General features: G+C 70.7%; 15 protein-coding genes. 10 read left to right on the top strand and 5 right to left on the bottom strand.

Features of this window, described 5'->3' with window-relative positions; all coding sequences use genetic code 11:
* The 3 genes from Raf01_RS27740 to Raf01_RS27750 all read left to right on the top strand — a co-directional run.
* A partial coding sequence (locus Raf01_RS27740; protein WP_373319586.1) for a sensor histidine kinase occupies positions 1-256 on the top strand: 256 nt, incomplete at its 5' end.
* A gap of 48 nt (positions 257-304) precedes the next feature.
* On the top strand, positions 305-1,033 hold the full coding sequence (locus tag Raf01_RS27745; protein ID WP_203920976.1) for a response regulator: 729 nt from the start codon (positions 305-307) through the stop codon (positions 1,031-1,033).
* Between the two features lie 215 nt (positions 1,034-1,248).
* The gene (locus tag Raf01_RS27750; protein WP_239133967.1) at positions 1,249-2,307 is read left to right on the top strand and encodes a fatty acid desaturase family protein; all 1,059 of its coding nucleotides are present in this window, start codon (positions 1,249-1,251) and stop codon (positions 2,305-2,307) included.
* A gap of 40 nt (positions 2,308-2,347) precedes the next feature.
* On the opposite strand, the gene Raf01_RS27755 is transcribed toward Raf01_RS27750, so the two are convergent.
* A complete protein-coding gene (locus Raf01_RS27755; protein WP_239133991.1) occupies positions 2,348-2,986 on the bottom strand; it encodes a class I SAM-dependent methyltransferase in 639 nt (212 codons plus the stop codon).
* 193 nt (positions 2,987-3,179) lie between these two features.
* Between Raf01_RS27755 and Raf01_RS27760 the strand changes: the two genes are divergently transcribed.
* A complete protein-coding gene (locus tag Raf01_RS27760; RefSeq protein WP_203920977.1) occupies positions 3,180-3,383 on the top strand; it encodes a cold-shock protein in 204 nt (67 codons plus the stop codon).
* A 93-nt stretch (positions 3,384-3,476) separates the two neighbouring features.
* Here Raf01_RS27760 and Raf01_RS27765 read toward each other — a convergent pair whose 3' ends face one another.
* A complete protein-coding gene (locus tag Raf01_RS27765) occupies positions 3,477-4,565 on the bottom strand; it encodes an NYN domain-containing protein (RefSeq protein WP_203920978.1) in 1,089 nt (362 codons plus the stop codon).
* 31 nt (positions 4,566-4,596) lie between these two features.
* A complete protein-coding gene (locus Raf01_RS27770; RefSeq protein ID WP_203920979.1) occupies positions 4,597-5,061 on the bottom strand; it encodes a GNAT family N-acetyltransferase in 465 nt (154 codons plus the stop codon).
* An 89-nt stretch (positions 5,062-5,150) separates the two neighbouring features.
* Between Raf01_RS27770 and Raf01_RS27775 the strand changes: the two genes are divergently transcribed.
* From Raf01_RS27775 to Raf01_RS27790, 4 genes are all read left to right on the top strand, one after another.
* On the top strand, positions 5,151-5,738 hold the full coding sequence (locus Raf01_RS27775; RefSeq protein ID WP_203920980.1) for a TetR/AcrR family transcriptional regulator: 588 nt from the start codon (positions 5,151-5,153) through the stop codon (positions 5,736-5,738).
* Positions 5,739-6,027: 289 nt separating this feature from the next.
* Positions 6,028-7,734 carry a PHP domain-containing protein gene (locus Raf01_RS27780; protein ID WP_203920981.1) on the top strand — a complete coding sequence of 569 codons (1,707 nt, stop codon included), beginning with the start codon at positions 6,028-6,030 and terminating at the stop codon, positions 7,732-7,734.
* Positions 7,731-8,252 (top strand): hypothetical protein, encoded by a 522-nt coding sequence (locus Raf01_RS27785; protein WP_203920982.1) that lies wholly within the window; start codon positions 7,731-7,733, stop codon positions 8,250-8,252. The genes Raf01_RS27780 and Raf01_RS27785 overlap by 4 nt, the downstream gene beginning before the upstream one ends.
* Positions 8,253-8,329: 77 nt before the next feature.
* Positions 8,330-11,566: an AfsR/SARP family transcriptional regulator gene (locus Raf01_RS27790; RefSeq protein WP_203920983.1), complete on the top strand. Its 3,237-nt coding sequence runs from the start codon at positions 8,330-8,332 to the stop codon at positions 11,564-11,566.
* A gap of 60 nt (positions 11,567-11,626) precedes the next feature.
* On the opposite strand, the gene Raf01_RS27795 is transcribed toward Raf01_RS27790, so the two are convergent.
* Together Raf01_RS27795 and Raf01_RS27800 are read right to left on the bottom strand one after the other, a co-directional pair.
* Entirely contained in the window at positions 11,627-12,100 is a 474-nt protein-coding gene (locus Raf01_RS27795; RefSeq protein WP_203920984.1) for a hypothetical protein, read from the bottom strand.
* Positions 12,101-12,171: 71 nt separating this feature from the next.
* Complete coding sequence (locus tag Raf01_RS27800) at positions 12,172-13,050, bottom strand: haloalkane dehalogenase (protein ID WP_203920985.1); 879 nt, start codon at positions 13,048-13,050, stop codon at positions 12,172-12,174.
* 93 nt (positions 13,051-13,143) lie between these two features.
* Here Raf01_RS27800 and Raf01_RS27805 point away from each other — a divergent pair, with 93 nt between their 5' ends.
* Both Raf01_RS27805 and Raf01_RS27810 read left to right on the top strand, forming a co-directional pair.
* Complete coding sequence (locus Raf01_RS27805; protein ID WP_239133968.1) at positions 13,144-13,605, top strand: MarR family winged helix-turn-helix transcriptional regulator; 462 nt, start codon at positions 13,144-13,146, stop codon at positions 13,603-13,605.
* A 44-nt stretch (positions 13,606-13,649) separates the two neighbouring features.
* Complete coding sequence (locus Raf01_RS27810) at positions 13,650-14,501, top strand: class I SAM-dependent methyltransferase (protein WP_203920986.1); 852 nt, start codon at positions 13,650-13,652, stop codon at positions 14,499-14,501.
* Positions 14,502-14,530 lie beyond the last annotated feature (29 nt).

Raw genomic sequence — 14,530 nt, forward strand, 5'->3', positions numbered from 1 at the left:
TAACGCGGCGCGCTATGCGCCCGGGGCACAAGTCAGCGTGGTCGTCCGCTATAGCAGGGACAGCCTTCGGGTGTCCGTCGTCGACAAGGGTTGCGACGTTCCACTCGTGTCCCCGGCGGGCGGGGGGCATGGGCTGGTGGGGATGCGGGAGCGGGTGGCGATGCTCGGCGGAACCCTGTCGGCCGGACCCCAGGAGGGCGGCGGGTTCGCGGTGGTCGCGGACCTGCCGTGCGGCGACGGCACCCGCCCGACCTGAGTGAGGCAGACTTCCGTTCCGCTCCGGGCCGGACGGTACGGTACTCACGTGACTATCCGGGTCCTGGTCGTCGATGACCAGGAGATGATTCGCGACGGCCTGGCGACCATGCTCTCCGCCGCGCCCGACATCGAGGTGGTCGGCCTCGCCGGCGACGGGCGCGCCGCGGTCGAACTGTGCCGCGAGTTGTCTCCCGAGGTGGTCGTGATGGACGTACGCATGCCGGTGCTGGACGGGCTCGCGGCCACCGCGGAGATCCTCGGAGGGCGGAACCCGGTTGGCGTCGATCCCTGTCGCGGTGACCCGACCGCGCATAACCGGGGCAGGTCGGGCGATCCGGACGCCGCGCCCGTGCCGAAGGTGCTGATCCTCACCACGTTCGACCTGGACGAATACGTGTACGAGGCGCTCGGTGCCGGTGCCAGCGGCTTCCTGCTCAAGGACGCCTCCGGCGCCGACCTGATCGCGGCCGTACGCGTGGTGGCGGGCGGGGACGCCCTGCTGGCGCCGACCGTCACCCGCCGGCTGATCGGCGACTTCGCCCGCAGGCGTCACTACGAGCGGCCGAGTCCACAGGCGGTCGCGACGTTGACTCCGCGCGAGCGGGGCGTATTGTGCCTGGTTGCCCGCGGGCTGTCCAACGCGGAGATCGCCGCGGAGCTGACGCTGGCGGAGCAGACGGTCAAGACACACGTCGGCAACATGCTGACCAAGCTGGGGCTGCGTGACCGCACCCAGGCGGTGGTCTACGCCTACGAGAACGGCCTGGCGGGCTGATCCGGCGTCCGGGCACGCCGTAAGTACCAATTGCCGGCATCGGCTGATACCTAAGTACTAGCTGCCACTCGCGCCTCAAGCGGGACGCGGCCCGGGCATCTGTTCTCGTAGCGTTTTGATCGCACGCCCGTTGAACACCTTGCCACCAGCCCTTACCTGCCGTTCTCCGCGCGTCCCCCTCGCGACGCCCGCCAGAAGTTGAGGTCTTGTCGAGCATGTCGATCGCCACCATGTCGCCGCCCGCCACCGTGACGCCGCCCGCCACCCGCGGCAGCGACTTCGCGACCCTGTCCGGCCGCATCGCGGCGGCCGGCCTGACCAAACGCCGTCCCGGCTACTACGTCGCCCGGATCAGCCTGGTCGCCGGCCTCTATGTCGCGGGCTGGGCGGCGTTCGTCGCGGTCGGCGACTCCTGGTACCAGTTGCTGGTCGCCCCGTTCCTGGCGATCGTCTTCGCCCAGCTCGCCTTTGTCTCGCACGACATCGCGCACCGGCAGGTCTTCCGCACCCGGCGGCCGAGCGAGATCGCCGGTCTGATCGCCGGCAACCTCGGTATCGGGATGAGCTACGGCTGGTGGATGGACAAGCACACCCGCCACCACGCGAACCCCAACCACGAAGAGCGGGACCCGGACGTGGTACCGGACGTACTGGTCTGGTCCACGCGGCAGGCGGAGGCCAGCCGGGGCATTCCCCGACTGCTGGGGGGCTGGCAGGCGTACCTGTTCTTCCCGCTGCTCACTCTGGAGGGACTCAGCCTCCACGTGAACAGCGCCAGGGCGCTGGCCAGGCCCTCTCTGCGGCACCGGTGGGCGGAGTCCGGGCTGCTGGTCCTGCATTTCGCCGCCTACCTGGCCGCCTTGCTGCTGGTGCTCTCGCCGGCCAAGGCACTGGCCTTCCTGGCCGTTCAGCAGGGGCTGTTCGGGGTGTACCTCGGCTCGACGTTCGCGCCCAACCACAAGGGCATGGAGATGCCGTCCGAGGACGACCAGGAGCAGTGGGACTTCCTGCGCCGCCAGGTACTCACGTCACGCAACGTGCGTGGCGGCCATTTCATCAACGTGCTGCTCGGCGGACTGAACTACCAGATCGAGCATCACCTGTTCCCGAGCATGCCGTCGGTGAACCTGCGCCGCGCCCGGCCGATCGTCCGGGACTACTGCGACGAGATCGGCGTGGCCTACACCGAGGCCGGCCTGATCGGGTCGTACGGTCAGGCGCTGCGGTACCTGCACGAGGTCGGAGCGCCGCTGCGCCGCGGGTCCGAAGCCTGACGGGTGGTCAGCCGCTGACCGGCAACCTCGCCGTTGCCGGTCAGCGCAGTTGCAGCACGCTCATCCGGCTGATCTGCGGTTCCGTGGACGTGCCGGCTTCGGGCGCCGAGTAGCTCGCCACGGTCGTCAGGTGCTCACCGGGCAGATGTTCCCGGCCGGGGTCACCGACGAGCACGAGGGCGCCGCGGGCCGCCGCGCGGCGCAGGAACGGCCAAATCCGCTCCGCGATGGCCCGGCTGTAGAAGACGTCGCCGGCGAGCACCACATCGGCGGGGTCGCCGTCCCCATCGAGAAGATCGCCCGGGGACACCAGCACGGTCACGTCGTTGGCCCTCGCGTTCAGGCCGATCGCGGCCAGGGCGTACGGGTCGATGTCATTCGCCGTGACCGACGCGGCCCCGGCCAGCCCGGCGGCGATGGCCACCAGCCCCGATCCCGACGCCAGGTCCAGTACCCGTCGGCCGGCCACCGTGCGCGGGTGGTCGAGCACGTAGCGTGCCAGCGCCTGCCCGCCCGGCCACGCGGTGGCCCAGAACGGAGCCGCCATCGCCCCGCCCGTCTCGGCCTCCATCCGGGCCCACCAGACAATGGCGTCCTCGGCCAGGTGCAGGCGGACCTCGGGAACCAGGGGCGCCTCGACCAGACGGAGCCGATCGAGTCCGGAAACGGTCGACTCCATCAGCGTGCCCTGCAGATAGGAAGTTGCTCCTGGTCGACTCGTCATGGGGTCAAGCATGACCGACGTCGAGACGGCCCGTACGGGGAATCCCGGCATGTCACGTACCGACAACGGTCGCGGACGATCGGTAGTGGTACTACTCTCTTCTCTGGTTCACTGATCAACACAGGTCAGATGACGAAGGAGTAGTTGCGTGGCAACAGGCACCGTGAAGTGGTTCAACTCGGAAAAGGGATTCGGTTTCATCGCCCAGGACGGGGGCGGCGCCGATGTATTCGTGCACTACTCCGCCATCGCCAGCAGCGGGTACCGGGAACTCGCTGAGGGTCAGAAGGTCGAGTTCGAGATCACCCAGGGCCAGAAGGGCCCTCAGGCGGCAAATGTTCGACCTCTCTGAGGTCGACCGCCCGGAATATCGGAGGCCGGCGGCCAGGCTCGACCTGCCGCCGGCCGACGGTTCCCGCCGCCGCGTCCCCGCCGTTCCGGCCTCTCACGAAGCCTGAGTGGTCAGCAGGTAGTCGTCGGCCTCGGGGCTCCACTGCAGACGGACGGCTCCACTGGTGGCCGCCGCCTTGCAGAACTGCAGGAAGCTGCGGTAGCCGAGCTTCTTCTCGCTGAAGTCCGGCCGCACCCGGCGGAGCTGGTTCTTCAGGCCGGACAGCGCCACGGTGCTGTCGTTGCCAGCCAGGTCCGCGACCACGGCGCGGAGTAGCCCGAACGCCACCTCCCGATCGCCGTGTTCGGGCAGGGACACCTCGGGATCGCCCTTGGCGGGGCCCTCGGCCAGCTCGACCACGTTGCGCTCGGCGAGGTGACGCAGGAGTTCGCCGAAGGTGCGGAACCCGTAGTTCGACTCGCTGAAGGTCGGGTCCTTGCGCAGCAGGGTGCGCTTGAGCGTGGAGGCCGTCACCGCACCGCTGGAACTGCCCTGGAGGCCGGCCACGGTCTGGGCCACGAGGCCGGCCAGCGCGTCGACGTCGTGAACGGGTTCCTCGCCGGTCGGTTGCGGCTCCGGTTCCTGCTCTGGTTCCTGCTCCACCGGTAGGGGCTCGGGGCTGGGTACCCGTGCCGGGCGGGTGCGCCGGCCGCGCGCCGGTGGGGTCTCGATCCCCTCGAGACGGTCGTAGTAGAGGAACTCGTCGCAGGCCGGCGGGAGCAGCGCCGAGGTCGACTTCTCGACTCCGACGCCGATGACCCGCTTGTTGAGTTCGCGAAGCTTCTGGACCAGGGGAGTGAAGTCGCTGTCGCCGGTGCAGATCACGAAAGTGGAGATGTACTCGCGTTCGAAGGCCAGCTCCACCGCGTCGACGGCCATCTTGATGTCGGCGGCGTTCTTGCGGGAGGCGCCCATGCGCTGGGGCATCTCGATGAGCTCGACGTGGGACCGGGTGAGCATGCGCCGGTCCTCGTCGAAGTACGACCAGTCGGCGTAGGCCCGGCGCACCACCACTCGTCCCCGCTCGGCCAGGGCGTCGGCGATCGGGCGCAGGTCGAAAGCCATGCCGCCGAGGTGTTCGCGTGCGCCCAGCGCGAGGTTCTCATAGTCGAGGAACAGCGCGATGCGATCTTCCTGGTCCACGGGATCAGCCTACGACTCGACCGGCGGCGGCTCAGCTCAGGATTCGCTGGTAACACACCGAGATCGGCGAGCCGACGTAGTGACCGAACAGGGGGATGGTGCGGTATCCCTCGCGCTCGTAGAAGCGGATCGCGTCCGGCTGGCCGGTGCCGGTCTCCAGCCGGAGAGTCTGCCAGCCGCGGGCGAGCGCGGCCCGCTCCAGGGCCCGCAGGACGGCGGCCGCGACTCCGGTGCCCCGTGCGTCCGGCACCACGTACATCCGTTTGATTTCCGCGACAGCCGGGCCGAGCCGGCGCAGGGCGCCGCAGCCGAGCGCCGTGCCGGCCCGCCGGTCGACCGCGACGAGAAACACGTCGACGTCGCCGGCCGACGGCGGAGTCCCCGGCTCGTGGTCGTCACAGCCGTAGCGCGCGTCCAGCTCGGCGCGCTGGGCCGCGCGCAGCCCGGCGCCGGCCGGGTCGTCCCAGGGCCGCTCCTCGATCAACCAGTCCGCCATGCCCGCCTCCGATTCGTAACAGCCGTTCCGAGAACAGATGTTACGGTAACGTCTGTTACAGCCGCGTGAACTCATCCCGGGAGCGACCGATGCCACGCACGGCGGACCGCCCAGCTCAGGAACAACTGCTGTCCCGGGCGGTCTGGCAGGTGCTCGCCGAGCAGGGCCTCGACCGGCTGACCATCCGCGCCGTCGCGGCCACCGCCGGCTGCACCACCGGCCTGGTCATGCACCGCTTCCCCAACCGGCAGGCGCTGCTGCTGCACGCCCGGCAGCTGCTACACGAGCGCACCCGGCAGCGGATGGAGGCGCGTGAGGTGGCCGCCGCCGACGCGCATGCCGCCCTGCGGGCAGTACTCGCCCAGAGCCTCGCCGTCGACTCCGACGGCCGTACCCACGCCGTGGTCTGGCTCGGCTTCCTCGCGGCGGCTGTCAGCGACGAGGAACTTGCCGCGGCCCACCGCGTTCACAACCGTGCCTTCCGCGACCGCCTGGCCCGGCTCGTCTCGGCCGCCGCGCCCGACTGGCCGCGCGCTCGGGTGACGACTGCGGTGACCGCGCTGGCCGCGATGGTGGAGGGTGCGGCGGTCCTGGGCGCGGCCGATCCGGAGGGCTATTCGGCGCACGCGCAGCACGCCGCGCTCGCCGCCACGCTGACCGCGTACGGCCTCGGCTGAGTGCACGAGTATGTGAGTGCGCAAGTACGCGAGTAATCGCGACCGGGATTCCCAGTGATTCCAGCAATGGCCCGAACATTTCCACGATTGCAAATCTCTACAAATGTAAAACAATGTCCGGGCGGCCGAGAACGGGTGAAACACCGCCGGAACGGGCGCCCGACCGCGCAACGATAAATGCAGGTGGCTGCATGTTTGCCGGTGATTCGCATGTGGGCCAGACGCCGTTTGCCGTGCTCGCCGAGATTGGCGCTGGAACACGTCATCGAGCCCGCGAAGGAGACTTCTGATGGGACACGGCCACCCGCATCCCCACGACCACGATCACGACCACGGTGATCTTTCCCCGGTCCTCGACGAGTCCATCCCCGACAGCGAACTGTCCCCGACCGACGTCTCCCGGCGTCGCTTCCTGCGCGGTGCCGGCGTGCTCGGCGCGGGTGCCGCCGCGGCGGCGGCGGGTGCGTTCGCGGCGCCCGGAGTCTCCGCGGCGCACGGCGACGGCGCGCCGCTGGGCCGTTCCTGGGCGGGCCACTCCCGGCACAACGGGTACCTGTGGCTGGCCGGCGACCACCACATCCACACCCAGTACAGCAGCGACGCCCAGTACCGCGTCATCGACCACGTCCGGCACGCGAACGCGTACGGCCTGGACTGGATGGTCATCACCGACCACGGCAGCGTCCAGCACGCGAAGATCGGTGTAGACAAGGTCAACCCCGACATCGTCGCGGCCCGGGCCGAAGTCGACGACACGCTGGTGTTCCAGGGCATGGAGTGGAACATCCCGGCCGCCGAGCACGGCACGGTGTTCGTCCACCCGGGCAAGAACGAGGTGGCGGTCCTCAAGGAGTTCGAGAACACCTTCGACGGCGTCGTCACCAACACCGCCGACTCCACCCCGGCGAACGAGGCCCTCGCGGTCTCCGGCGTCAACTTCCTCGCCAGCGCGGTCGCGAAGCGGCGGGTTCAGGACGCCCTGTTCCTGGCCAACCACCCGGCCCGCAAGGGCATCGACTCGCCGCACGAACTGCGGGCCTGGCGCGACGCGCAGCCGCACATCGCGGTCGGGTTCGAGGGTGCGCCCGGGCACCAGGCGTCGGGCATCCCCGCACCGCTCGGTCCGGGCGGCGGACGCGGCGCCTATGACTTCGCGCCCAGCGCCGCCTCCTTCCCGGACTACCCGCTGGAGAGCTACCGCACCTGGGGTGGTTTCGACTGGATGACCGCCACCGTGGGCGGGCTGTGGGACAGCCTACTGGCCGAGGGCAAGCCCTGGTGGATCACCGCGAACTCCGACTCGCACCAGGTCTACGCCGACACTGCGGTACGCGGCGGCGGTGACTTCAACACCAACGGCCGGTACGACGACCCGGTGTACGGCGGCGGGGCGCTGGGGACCTCGTTCTCCGACTTCTGGCCCGGCTTCTACAGCCGCACCCACGTCGGCGCGGCCGACTTCTCCTACGCGGCCGTCATGGCCGGGCTGCGCGCGGGCCGGGTCTGGGTCGACCACGGCGGCCTGATCGACGGGATCGACGTGCGGGTCAGCGCCGGCGGGAGTTGGGTGACCCTCGGTGACACGCTGGTCGCCCGGCGCGGCACACCGGTGGAGCTGAGCGTCACCGTCAACCTCGCCGGCGGACCTAACTGGGCGCAGTTCCAGCCCAAGCTCTCCCGGGTCGACGTGGTCCGCGGTGCGGTCACCGGCCCGGTCTCGAACCGGGACAGCTTCACCGCGCCGAACACCAAGGTGGTGAAGTCGTTCGAGGTCACCAAGCCGTCCGGCCAGGTGACGTTCACCTACCACCTCGGCGACCTGGAGCAGGGCTTCTACCTTCGGCTGCGGGGCACCGACGGCAAGCGCACCGCGCCCGGGTTCCTGGGAGCCTCGATCGACCCGGCCGGCCCGGCGATGGACGTGGTCGGTTCCGCCGACCCGTGGGCCGACCTGTGGTTCTACACCAACCCCATCTGGGTGCTGCCCAAGCGATGAGCGTCTACGGCCTGGATCTGGGCCACGCCACCACGGTGGAGGCCGAGCACTGGCTGGCGGACCTGCCGTCAGTGCCCGGCCTGGTGGCCTGTACCCATCTGGTTCATCACGGTCGCCGCCGGGTGGTGATCACCCTTGCCGCTCCGGCCGGTCTGGACACCGTCGGGTTGCCGTACCGGGCGGACCAGCCGACCGGTGAGGACGGCGCGACCCGGACAGCCGCGGACGACCATGCCGCCGGACGGGCGGGACGAGCGGTGATCTACCCGGGCGTGGAGCGGCTGGTTGGCGTACTGAGCGTCGCCGACCTGCTCGCCGCGAGCGCGATCGGCCGGGTGAAGCTCATCGGCGGCGTGGACCCGACCGTCGCACCGGACACTCTGATCGACACCCGGGACTTCGTGCGTCCACAGTGGATGGACGGCGAACTGACCCTGGTGGCCACTCCGGCCCCGGCCGGGCGGATCGCCCCGTTCGAGGTCCCCAACCCGACGCCGTGTTGCGGCGGCAGCCACTGACGGCCTCACGAATTCGGAGGAAATCAGCGAGCGATCGGATGAAATGAACCATTGACCGCCGTCGGTATGCTCGGCGGATGGCTGCTCGGCACGAGTCAGGTCAGGAAGATCCGGATCGGGCCGCCGTGCGGTTCCTGGTTCTCGGCCCGGTCGCCGTGCAGGTCGACGATCTCGAAATCGCCGTGCATCGCCCGAGGGAGCGCGCGCTGTTGGCCTACCTCCTGCTGTCTGCCAACCGGATCGTCCCGTTGGTGGAGTTGGTCGAGGCGATGTGGGGCGGGATCGCGCCCGCGACCGCGAGGGCGCAGATCCAAGCGGATGTGTACGCGATCCGCCGGGTGTTCCGCGAATCCCGGGCGCCCGACCCGATCGGTACCGTGCAGGGCGGTTATCGCATCGCGGTCGGCCCGGCGGAGCTGGATCTCGCCGAGTTCTCGCAGGCGTTCGCCGGTGCCCGGAAGTCCATCGACCTGGGCAACTCGGAGACCGCGGCGCACCTGTTGAGGCAGGCACTGGCACTGTGGCGCGGGCCGGCGCTGGCCGGGCTGCGTGGCGCGTACGTCGACGCCGCCCGGGCCGGCCTGGAGGAGCGCTGGCTTGCCGCGCACGAGGAATTGGCCGACATCGATCTGCATCTCGGACGGGAGACCGAGGTCGCAGCCGAGCTGGGCCGGTTGGTGCAGGCGTACCCGCTGCGGGAGCGGTTGCGCGGCCAGCTGATGGTTGCGTTGTACCGCAACGGTCAGCAGGCTGAGGCGCTGGCACTCGTACGCGACCTGCGCAGGCAACTGGCCGACCAGTACGGTCTGGATCCGAGCCCGCAGATCCGGCGCGTCGAGCTGCTGATCCTGCGGGACGACCCGGCACTGCGCGCCACCCACCGCTCGCGCTGGCTGTTCGACGACGCGTCCGCGGCGCCCGGCGGCGACGGTGACTCCCAGCCGGCGCGGCCGGCTCCGGCCGAACTGCCCCCGGCCATACCGGACTTCGTCGGGCGCGGCGCCGAGGTGGCGCGGCTGGACAGCCTGCTGCCCGACGCGACGGCCAGCGGGCTGACCACGCTTGCGATCGTCGGTCGCGGCGGGGTCGGCAAGACCGCCCTGGCGGTCTGGTGGCTGCACCGGATCGCGCACCTGTTCCCCGACGGCCAACTGTTCGCCAACCTTGAGGGCTACGGACCGGGGCCGCGGCCCGGGCCAGCCGACGTGCTCGCCCGGTTCCTGCGCACCCTGCGGGTGCCGGAGGAGCGGATCCCGACCGGCCAGGACGAGTTGGCCGGGCTCTTCCGCAGCCTGGTCGCCGGCCGCCGGTTCCTGATCCTGCTGGACAACGCCGCCGACGCCGACCAGGTGGTGCCCCTGCTGCCCGGCGACGCGCGGTGCCTGGTCGTGGTCACCAGCCGCGACCGGTTGGGCGCGCTGGTCGCCACGCAGGGCGCCCGTCGGCTCACCCTCGACGTGTTCGACGAGGACGAGGCGCGGGCGCTGTTGCGCGCGGTCCTGGGTACGGACCGGATCACGGCGGAAGAGGACGCCTGCGCCGATCTGGTCCGGCTGTGCGGGCACCTGCCGCTCGCGCTGCGCATCGCCGCCGCACGCCTCGACGATCAGCACTCCACCCCGATCGCCGAGTACGCCGCCACGCTGGCGGCGGCCGGACCGCTGGGCGGCCTGGCCATCGACGAGGACCCGCAGGTCGCCGTACGGGCCGTGATGGATGCCTCGTACGTCCAGTTGACCGGCGACGAGCGGCGGCTGTTCGTCCTGCTCGACCTGGTTCGCGGTCCGGACTTCACCGCCGAGGTCGCGGCCGCGCTCACCGGTTGGTCGGTGTCCCGCGCCGAGACCGCGCTCGACCGGTTGGCTGCCGGGCATCTGCTCAACGCCGCCGGCACCCGGTACGCGATGCACGACCTGGTGCGCATCTTCTGTGCCGAACACGCCGGGAGCGAACCGGACGGCGGGGACCTCGACGCCGCGCGGGAGCGGATGTTCGGCTGGTACCTGCACCAGAGCGATGCCGCCGCCCGGCTGCTGTACCCGCAGATAGTCCGCCTCGAATTGCCGCCGGCACCGGCGGGGCTGCCACCGGTCGGTTTCGGTGACCACGGCGACGCCCGCGCCTGGCTCTCCGCCGAACTGCCCAATCTGTTGGCGGCCATCGAGTTCGCCGGTCCCCGGCCGGTGGCCTGGCTGCTGGCCGACGCCCTGCGCGGGTACTTCTGGCAGACCCGCCGCACGCTGGACTGGCGCCGGGCCGCCGAGGCCGGGCTGGCCGCCGCCGCCGAGCGCGGGGACCTGGCCGCGCAGGCGGCGGGCCGGCTCAGCCTCGGCCAGATGTCGTACTGCTCGCGGCTGTACCCGCTGGCCATCGAGCACTACACGGCGGCGCTGGCGCAGAGCCGCGACGTCGGATGGCCGCAGGCACAGGCGGCGATCCTGACGAATCTCGCCTCGGTGGTCGCCGACACGGGGCGACCGGCTGAGGCCCTGGAGCATCTCCTGGCGGCCCTGCCCATCAACCGGGCGGAGGGCTGGCGTGCCGGCGAAGCGATCACGCTGGGCAATCTCGGGCTCGTCGCCGCGTCGGCCGGTCGGCTGGCTGAGGCGGAGAACTGGTACCTCCAGGCCCTGACCCTCCACCGGGAAGGGCAGTCGTACGCGAGTACCGCCGTCATCCTGGGCAACCTCGCCGACATCGAGATTCTGACGGATCGGCCCTCGGCGGCGTTGCGGCACGCGACCGAGTCGCTGAACCTGGCCCGTAAGGTCGGCCGGCTCGACGCCGAGACGCTGGCGCTGATCTACCTCGCCGACGTCGAGGGGGCCAGGGGTGACCTGGCCGTGATGCTCCAGCGCGCCACCGAGGCGGTGCGCCTCATGAGCACCGGCAACGACCTGCAGATCGAGGCCATGGCGCGCAACAGCCTCGGCCGGGCGTTCGGTCGCTGCGGCGACCACCGCGCGGCCCTCGACCAGCACGCCGCGGCACGCCGGCTGGCCATCGAGACGGGCAGCCGCTTCGTCGAGGTGGAGGCGCTGATCGGGCTGGCCACGATCCGGCTGTCCGTCGGCGAACTGGCCCAGGCCGAAGCGGACGTTCAACGGGCGATCGAGGAGTCCCGCGCCCTCGGGTACCGCGTGCTGGAGGGGTACGCGCTCGGCGAGCGGGCGCGGCTGGGACTCGCCGCGGGCGAGTTCAAGGAGGCGATCCACGACGCCCGCGAGGCGCTGGCCATCCACCGGGAGACCGGCGGCCGGCAGGGGGAGTTGCAGGCTCTCGCGCTGTTGAGCCGCCTCGGAGCGGACACCTAGCGCCGGCGCGATGTGCGGCGGTCCACCCCCCGTTCTGGCAGACCGCCGCGTCACCGGGAATCACCACCAACTGGCTGTCCAGGCGCTGTACGTGGTGCCCCAGTACAGGCAGCTCAGCTCGTCGTCGATGCAGTGGTACCTGGTCGTCACCGTCCGGTGGACCTTGTTCGCGCCGTAGTAACGGTAGGTGTACTGGTAGTTGGAGCATGCCTTGTAGACGTCGGCGCTGCTGAACCCTTGCTCGTCGTGCTCCCACACCTGGTCGTCAGGCGTCTCCCACCACACCTCGGTCGGAGTGTTCTGGTAGAAGTACGGCGAACTGAAGGTGGCGTATCCGTAGTACGCACCGATGCTGAGCGCGGAGCCGCACGGGCCGACCACGCCCTGAGGCGTCTGATACAGGTAGTACGCCGGCTCAGCACTCGCCGGACTGGGGGCGACGAGCACGCCCAGCCCGGCCGCGGCAACGGCAGCCACCGCCAGCGCGGACACCCGCCGTCCGAATCTGCCTTGCCACGCACCGAATATCCTCATCGGTTCTCCCTTGTGAAGAAAGTGGTGCGCTCAGGTTGCGCCGCGCCGTTGATGCGCCCGCTATGCGTCCGCTATACGTGCCGGCCGCGTTCGCCGGACAGGTGGTGCCGCCGCGCCCAGTCGGTGATCGCACGGGCGATCCCTTCGGGCTGGTCCTCCGGCGCATGGTGACCGGCCGGTCCGACGTGCTGTGTCTCGAGCGCGGCGATGTTCGCCGCGCACCACTCGGCCAGCTCCGGCCCGATCCCGAGGGTCGGCGAGGAGTCGAAGGTGAGCAGCAGCTTCGGTACGTCGCCGCTGCCGGCCAGCCACTTCCCGTACCCTTGGATCCGTTCGAAGACGTCGGCCGGCTCACCATCCAGCGGCAGCGAGCGCGCCCACTCCAGGATCGGGCGGCGGCTCTCCCGGGTCGGGTACGGCATCCGGTACGCCCGCATGTCCTCCTCGCTCAGCGGATTGAGCACCCCGCGGGTGAAGGCCGACTCCAGGAAGAAGTTGTCGTCGAGCACCAGCGCCTCGCCGCGCGGGCCGCGCATGGCCTCGGAGCGCGAGCGCGGTCCGTCGCCCAGCTCGCTCCACGACATCGGCCGCACGATCGTCTCGAAGAACGCCACGCCGCGGACGCGCCCGGGATGGCGGGCCGCCCAGTCGAAGGCGAGCGATCCGCCCCAGTCGTGACCGACGAGCACCACCTCGTCCAGCGCGAGCCGGTCGAACCAGGCGTCCAGGTAGCGGGCGTGGTCGGCGAACCGGTACGGCAGGTCCGGCTTCCCGGACCGGCCCATGCCGATGAGGTCGGGGGCCAGCAGCCGGGCGGACAGGTCGACCGCGGGCAGCACGTTGCGCCAGAGGTGGGAGGAACTGGGGTTGCCGTGCAGGAAGACCCACGGCGCGCCGCTGCCGGCTTCCTCGTGGTGCATCGTCGAGTCCAGCACGTTCGTCACCGGCATGGTCGCGCCTCGCAATCGTTCGTCACACTAACGTTAGTCACACAAACGAAGTTAGATTGTTAGTGGGACTAACGCAATGGGTACGATGCTCGGGTGACTGAGAGCACGCCTGAGCTGGTCGCGGCGGCGCGACTGCGAAACCTGCCGACCCGGCTGCTGTCCCTGGCGGCCATGCACTCCGACCGCCGGGTGAACGAGGCGCTCGGGCGGGTGGATGCCCGCAAGTGGCATTACGCCGTGCTCGCCACGCTCGACGAGTTCGGCGCCGCCAGCCAGGCGGAGCTGAGTGACCGCACCCGCATCTACCGCAGCGACCTGGTCGCGGTCATCAACGAGCTGACCGACCGGGGCTTCGTGGAGCGCGCGGCCGACCCGTCGGACCGGCGCCGGAACGTCGTCACGCTCACCCGCCAGGGGCGCCGGCAACTGCTCAAGCTCGACAAGCTGCTCGCCGAGTTGGGAGACGAGGTGCTCGCCCCGCTGACCGAAGCGGAGCGGGAGCAGTTCACCCGACTGCTCACCGTTCTCTTGCGGTACCACGACCAGGGCATGTAGCTCCGGATTGTCTATCGCGACATATCGCGATAGCATCCCCGGCCATGGCCACTCGACGCACCCAGAACACCGCCTTCGGCGCGGGCACGATGAAGGCGATCGAACAGCATGTCGACCCCGACCAGCGCCTGTTCGACGATCCGCTGGCCGGACGGCTGCTCACCGGTCCGCCGGCCGTCCTCGTCCGGGTCGCCCCGCTGCGGAAGCTGCTGGTCGCGGCGATGGGCCGGATCGCACCCGGCCTGGTGGGCGGCATGGTCTGCCGCACCCGTGCCGTCGACGACGCGACCGCGGAAGCGCTGCCCGGCGTGCGGCAGGTGGTCATCATCGGCGCCGGGTTGGACACCCGGCCGTACCGGCTCGCCGGCCTGGACGGCCTGCCGGTGTGGGAGTTGGACCTGCCCGAGGTGCAGGCGGCCAAGCGGGCGGCGATCGGGCGCGTGCTGGGGGCTCCGCCGGCCAACGTGCGCTACGTCCCGGTCGACCTGGAGACCCGACCTCTCCCGACGGTACTGGCGGAGGCGGGTTTCGACGCGACGGTACCGGCTCTGCTGATCTGGGAGGGGGTCTGCATGTACCTGCGGCGCTCCGCCGTGGACGAGGCCCTGGCGTTCGCCGGTTCCCTGCCAGGCGGCAGCCGGCTGGTCTTCACCTACCTGCCGGAGTGGGTTCTGACCTCCCCGAAGTACGCGTCGCTGGTTCGACGCATGCACTGGAAGACCGGGTTCCCGCCGGACTCGCTGGCCGCGGTGCTCAGTGGGTACGGTTTGAGCCTGCTCGACGACGCCGGCCCGGCCGAGTACGAACAGCGGTACCTCGCGCCACGCCACCGTACGCTGCCGGTGTTCGAGATCGAGCGGTGCGCGGTCGCCGCCGCGGGCGATCGTCCACTGTAGACATAAACGCCGACCGGCCGAACCGAGGG

This window comes from Rugosimonospora africana (genome assembly GCF_016862975.1).
Classification (GTDB): Bacteria; Actinomycetota; Actinomycetes; order Mycobacteriales; family Micromonosporaceae; genus Rugosimonospora; species Rugosimonospora africana.

Bases quoted from the DNA above. Each gene is read 5' to 3' on its own strand.
- Raf01_RS27750 (WP_239133967.1), top strand. From the start codon at position 1,249: ATGTCGATCGCCACCATGTCGCCGCCCGCCACCGTGACGCCGCCCGCC.
- Raf01_RS27755 (WP_239133991.1), bottom strand. From the start codon at position 2,986: ATGGAGTCGACCGTTTCCGGACTCGATCGGCTCCGTCTGGTCGAGGCG.
- Raf01_RS27770 (WP_203920979.1), bottom strand. From the start codon at position 5,061: ATGGCGGACTGGTTGATCGAGGAGCGGCCCTGGGACGACCCGGCCGGC.
- Raf01_RS27775 (WP_203920980.1), top strand. From the start codon at position 5,151: ATGCCACGCACGGCGGACCGCCCAGCTCAGGAACAACTGCTGTCCCGG.
- Raf01_RS27780 (WP_203920981.1), top strand. From the start codon at position 6,028: ATGGGACACGGCCACCCGCATCCCCACGACCACGATCACGACCACGGT.
- Raf01_RS27785 (WP_203920982.1), top strand. From the start codon at position 7,731: ATGAGCGTCTACGGCCTGGATCTGGGCCACGCCACCACGGTGGAGGCC.
- Raf01_RS27790 (WP_203920983.1), top strand. From the start codon at position 8,330: ATGGCTGCTCGGCACGAGTCAGGTCAGGAAGATCCGGATCGGGCCGCC.
- Raf01_RS27795 (WP_203920984.1), bottom strand. From the start codon at position 12,100: ATGAGGATATTCGGTGCGTGGCAAGGCAGATTCGGACGGCGGGTGTCC.
- Raf01_RS27800 (WP_203920985.1), bottom strand. From the start codon at position 13,050: ATGCCGGTGACGAACGTGCTGGACTCGACGATGCACCACGAGGAAGCC.
- Raf01_RS27810 (WP_203920986.1), top strand. From the start codon at position 13,650: ATGGCCACTCGACGCACCCAGAACACCGCCTTCGGCGCGGGCACGATG.